Raw genomic sequence first — 5,361 nt, 5'->3', positions numbered from 1 at the left:
GCCGCGCCCGCCGCCGCCCTTGCCGCCCGCCGCCTCCCTCACCGCGCGCACCAGCGCCACGGCGTCGGCGCGGCCGCGCGCCGCTTCGCCCACCCCCACCACGATGGAGGCCTTGCCCTCGGCGGTGGAGACCAGCGCCGCCACGTCCGCCGCGCCGCCCTTCAGGATGGCGTCGGCCAAGCCCTTGAGGTCGCGCGGCGGCACCTCTCCGACGTTGCGCAGCGCGACCTTGAGGCCCGCCACCTCCTCCACCTCGGCCGCGGCGCCGCCGGTGGCGAGCTTCTTGCGCAGCTCCGACAGCTCGCGTTCCAGCCGCCGCCGGTCCTCCAGCAGCGCCACCACCCGCGCCGGCACCTCGGCCAGGGACGCCTTCAAAGCCGCCGCCGTCTCGCGCAGCCGCCGGTCGGCCTCCTCCACCAAGCGGAGCGCCGCTTCGCCCGTCACGGCCTCCACGCGCCGCACGCCGGCCGAGACCGCGCCTTCGGACACGATCTTGAACAGCCCGATATCGCCGGTGCGCCTCACGTGCGTGCCGCCGCACAGCTCCAACGAGTAGACGCCGTGCTTCGCGGTCGCGGCTGGGTCGTGCCCCATGCCGACCACTCGCACCTCGTCGCCGTACTTCTCGCCGAACAGCGCCATGGCGCCCGCTTCCACCGCTGCCTCCGGCGTCATCAGCCGCGTCACCACCTCGGCGTTCTCGCGCACGCGCGCGTTGACCTCGGTCTCCACCCAAGCGAGGTCGTCGTCGCGCATCGGCGTCGGCTGCGACACGTCGAAGCGCAACCGGTCCGGCGCGTTCAGGCTGCCCTTCTGCGCCACGTGCTCGCCCAAGCGCCGCCGCAGCGCCTCGTGCAGGAGGTGCGTCGCCGAGTGGTGCGCGCGGATCGCGCCGCGCCGTTCGTGGTCCACCTCCGCCTGCACCGCCAGGCCCGGCCGCGCCTCCCCGTGCGCCACGGTGCCGAGGTGGACGAACAGGTCCCCGAGCTTCTTCTGGGTGTCCCGCACCACGATACGGCACGCTTCGCCGGCCGAGATCAGCCCGGCGTCGCCCACCTGGCCGCCGCTCTCGGCGTAGAAGGGCGTCTGGTTCAGCACCACCGCCACCTCCGTCCCGGCCGGCGCGCGGTCCACCACCTGCCCGTCCGCCACCACCGCCAGGATCTCGCCCTCGGCGGTTTCGGTGGAGTAGCCGAGGAACTCCGTCGGGCCGGTCCGCTCCTTCACGTCGAACCAGAGGCCCTCCGTCGCCGCCTCGCCCGAACCGGCCCAGGCGGCACGCGCCCGGCGGCGCTGCTCCGCCATCGCCGCCTCGAAGCCAGCGACGTCCACCGCGCGGCCCTCGGCGCGCAGCGCGTCCTGCGTGAGGTCGAGCGGGAAGCCGTAGGTGTCGTAGAGGCGGAACGCCACGTCGCCCGGCAGCGCCTGCCCGCTCCCGAGCCGCGCCGTCTCCTCCGCCAGCATGCCCAGCCCGCGCTCCAACAGCGAGCGGAAGCGCGTCTCCTCCAGCCGCAAGGTCTCGGTCGCCAGCGCCTCCGCGCGCTGCAACTCCGGATAGGCGGCGCCCATCTGCCGCACCAGCACCGGCACCAGCCGCGGCATCAGCGGCTCGCGCACGCCCATCATGTGCGCGTGCCGCATGGCGCGGCGGAGGATGCGGCGCAGCACGTAGCCGCGCCCCTCGTTGGAGGGCAGCACGCCGTCGGCGATCAGGAACACGCCGGAGCGCAGGTGGTCCGCCACCACGCGGTGGCTGGCGCGGAACGGACCGTCCGCCGCCCGCCCCGTGGCCTCCACGCTCGCGTGGATGATGGCCCGGAAGGTGTCCGTGTCGTAGTTGTCGTGGACGCCCTGCATGATGGCGGCGAAGCGCTCCAGCCCCATGCCGGTGTCGATGGAAGGCCGCGGCAAGGGCGCGCGCACGCCCGGCGGCCCCTCCTCGTACTGCATGAACACGAGGTTCCAGATCTCGACGAAGCGGTCGCCGTCCTCGTCCGGGCTCCCCGGCGGCCCGCCCGGTATCCCCGGCCCGTGGTCGTAGAAGATCTCCGAGCACGGCCCGCACGGCCCGGTGTCGCCCATCCGCCAGAAGTTGTCGGACGTGGCGATGCGGATGATCCGCTCCTCCGGCAGCCCCGCGATCTTCCGCCAGTACGTCGCCGCGTCGTCGTCCTCGGCGAACACCGTCACCAGCAGCTTGTCCTTCGGGATGCCGAAGTCGCGCGTCAGCAGCCCCCAGGCGTGGGCGATCGCCTGCTCCTTGAAGTAGTCGCCGAAGGAGAAATTCCCCAGCATCTCGAAAAAGGTGTGGTGCCGCGCGGTGTAGCCGACGTTGTCGAGGTCGTTGTGCTTACCGCCGGCCCGCACGCACTTCTGCGCCGTGGCGGCGCGGCTGTAGGGGCGCTTCTCCTGCCCGGTGAAGACGTTCTTGAACTGCACCATGCCGCTGTTGGCGAACATCAGCGTCGGGTCGTTGCGTGGCACCAGCGGCGAGCTTTCCACCACCGCGTGCCCGTTGCGCGCGAAGTAATCGAGGAAGGTGGCGCGGATGTCGTTGCTGCTGATCATCGCCGTGGTGGGTTCCGTCCGTCAACCCGAGCGCGGTGTACGCCCACGCGCGGGACCGTTGCGCCTCCTACCGTGCGCCAGGGGGCGCGTCGAGATCACGCCGGAGGGAGGGACATGGCACCGAATTCAGCCGCCCCCCACCGCAGCGACAGCCGATGCGCGCCAATCTCGACCGGTCGTTCGGGGGGCAGCGCCCCTCGGGAGGCACCGGCGCTCGGCCATACCCGGCGAGCCGACGCCGTACTCGGCAGCGAACTATGGCGGCCACGGGCCGGCGGACCCTTCCGACCGGCCCTTTTTCTTTCCCGCGGATTTGTCCGGGCGCTGCGCCGCCAGCAGCGCCAGCAACCCTTCCAGCACCTGAGCCGGCGTCGGCGGGCTGCCGGGGATGACGAGGTCCACCGGAACCGCCTCCGCCACGCCCCCGGTCACGGCGTAGGAGCCGCGGAACGGCCCGCCATCGGCGGCGCAATCGCCCACCGCCACCACCCAGCGCGGCTCCGGCATGCAGAGGAGCGCGCGCTCCACCGCCTCCGCCATGTTGCGCCCGAGCGCCCCCACCACCAGCAGCACGTCGGCGTGCAGCGGAGTCGGGACGAAGCGCAAGCCGAAGCGCTCCAGGTCGTAATGCGGCCCCGCCAGCGCCGCCACCTCCACGGCGCAGCCGCCGCACCCTGCCGCCTGCATGGCGAACACGCCCAAGGACCGGCCGAGCCGCGCCTGCGCCGCCGCGTCCAGCCGCTCGGCCAGGGCGCGCGAAACCTCGTCGGGCACCGCCGGCGGCGGTTCGGCAGGCGAGGGTCGGAGCAGCTGGCGGAGCGGGCGGGGCAGGAAGCGGGGCGGCGTCACGAGTGCCATCCTAGGCGCCCGCGTCCGTCCGGCCTACAGCGCGTCGCCTCGGGGCGGCAGCGGCGTGGCCGCCCCCCGTCGGGGGTGCTCGAGGCGCGGACCGGCCTCAAACGATGAGGATGTCGTCCAGCGTCAGGTCGGCGAGGCGGGTGTTCAGCAGCGTGACGACCCCTATGAAGCCCTCGGGGACGATCTGCACGATGGTTTGCCTGCCCTCCACGCTGCTGGTCCATCCTTCCCGAGCGGCCGCGAAGGCTTGCTCGCGCGAAGCGAACATGTCGCGGGGGAACGCCACTTGGTCGTTGGAGCCCGCGCCTGGCCAGAAGTCGGTTATGGTGATGCCTGTCTGCCTTTGCAGGAAGAACATGTCGTCGCCGGCGCCGCCGGTCAGGGTGTCGTTGCCCGTCCAGCCCACCAAGCGATTGTCGAGTTCGTTGCCGATGATGCGGTTGTCGCGGTCGTTGCCGGACCCCCAGACCGCCGCCGTCCCCTCCAAGAGGGTCAGGTTCTCCACGTTGGTCGGCAGCTCGTAATCGACGGTTGCCAGGACCTCGTCGATCCCGAAACCCGGGCCGAAACGCGTGCCCTCCTCGACCACGCGGTCGCCCCGGCCACCCACGAGGTAGGTGTCGCTCCCGGCGCCGCCCCTGAGCTCGTCGTCGCCGCCGAGCCCGGCGAGGACGTCGGCTTCGCCGCTGCCGACGATCAGGTTGCCGGCCTCGTTGCCGACCCCCCTCCTGGCGCCGCCGGTGAGGACCAGCCCCTCGACGTGCGCGGGTAAGGTGAAATCGACGCTCGCCCAGACCGCGTCCCACCCCTCGTCCAGCCGCTCGATGGCTTGGTCGCCGAGAAAAGCATAGACGCGCATGCTCCCGAAGGGCGGGTGGGTCGTATTGTCGACCTCGTAGGTGTCGTTCCCCGTTCCGCCGGCCATCGAGTCGGCGCCCGGCCCGCCGGCGAGGAAATCATCGCCGCCGCGGCCGTCGAGGTAGCCTGTGCCCGGTCCGCCAACGATTCGGTTGTCCAGCTCGTTGCCGGTCGCCAAGAACGTCCCCAATCCGGGCAGGGCCAGCGAGCGCACGCCGGGGCCGAGGCTGAAGCTGCCGATACCCGGGTAGGCGTAGTCGATGGTCAGATCGTCGATCGTCACGCGGGCGCTGGGGGGGGCGGCTGAAGTTGCCCAGGTTGGCCCCGTGACCTCGATCCGGTCGCCCGGGGCGGAGGCGTTGACCGCGCTTTGGATGTCGGGAGGGTCTTCGGGCACCCTGCGAACAGCCATCGCGTCCTCCGTCGCAAGAGCAGGCACCGTTTGCCGGGGGACGATTTTCGTGCAGGGCGGGCGAGCCAGGCAAGACGCGAGCGCGTTCCTTGCGGGCGCCGTCCCCGTCCCGTGCAGTGCGGCAATGCCCAAAATGCCCAGAAGAACGGGCTCAGCCGGTCGGCCGTGTGGTCCTACCCGCGATCCTTGCTGCACCCGTGTCGGGGAACACCGCCCCTGACAAGCCGCCGGAAAAGGCGCCGGTCCAGCAAGCAGCGGTGCTCAACCGGCGCTGCCGTGCCCGTAGGGTCCCGGCGCGCCGGCGTTTTCCCGCGGCTTGCTAAAGGTCCACCCCGCTCGCCGAACACATCAGGCTCCGCTCCGCCAGCGGCAGCTCCGAAACCGGCGCCCCCGCCATCGCCGCCGCCAGCAACGGCCAGTGCCCCCAGGCCGGGTCGAAGGCGAAGGCGGCGCGGATCTGCCCGTCGTCGTCCAGGGCCAGCCAGTGCAGGCACAAGCCCCGCGGCCCTTCCGCCACGCCCACCCCCTCGCCGCCCCGCTGCGGCCAAGGCGCGAGCACCGCCTCGCCCGGCGGCGGCATCCCGTCGAGCAGCGCCTCCGCCAAGCCGGCCGACGCGCGCAGCTCCGCCAGCAGCACGCCCTGCCGCGCCGCCGCCTCGCGCAGC

General features: G+C 72.7%; 3 protein-coding genes and 1 pseudogene. All 4 read right to left on the bottom strand.

Annotation, left to right across the window (positions count from 1 at the left end; all coding sequences use genetic code 11):
* On the bottom strand, positions 1-2,568 hold a 2,568-nt coding region (alaS, locus tag ABD067_RS18075), incomplete at its 3' end, for an alanine--tRNA ligase (RefSeq protein WP_343896763.1).
* 255 nt (positions 2,569-2,823) lie between these two features.
* Positions 2,824-3,417 (bottom strand): NADH-quinone oxidoreductase subunit B family protein, encoded by a 594-nt coding sequence (locus tag ABD067_RS18070; RefSeq protein WP_343896762.1) that lies wholly within the window; start codon positions 3,415-3,417, stop codon positions 2,824-2,826.
* Positions 3,418-3,523: 106 nt separating this feature from the next.
* Positions 3,524-4,696, bottom strand: a complete 1,173-nt coding sequence (locus ABD067_RS18065; RefSeq protein ID WP_343896761.1) for a calcium-binding protein — start codon at positions 4,694-4,696, stop codon at positions 3,524-3,526.
* A 319-nt stretch (positions 4,697-5,015) separates the two neighbouring features.
* Positions 5,016-5,361 (bottom strand): annotated as a pseudogene (locus tag ABD067_RS18060) (hypothetical protein); the annotation flags it as partial.

It is taken from the genome of Craurococcus roseus, assembly GCF_039523795.1.
Lineage (GTDB): Bacteria > Pseudomonadota > Alphaproteobacteria > Acetobacterales > Acetobacteraceae > Craurococcus > Craurococcus roseus.
The sequence above is the reverse complement of the archived record's forward strand: the minus strand, read 5'-3'. Positions and strand labels throughout refer to the sequence as shown.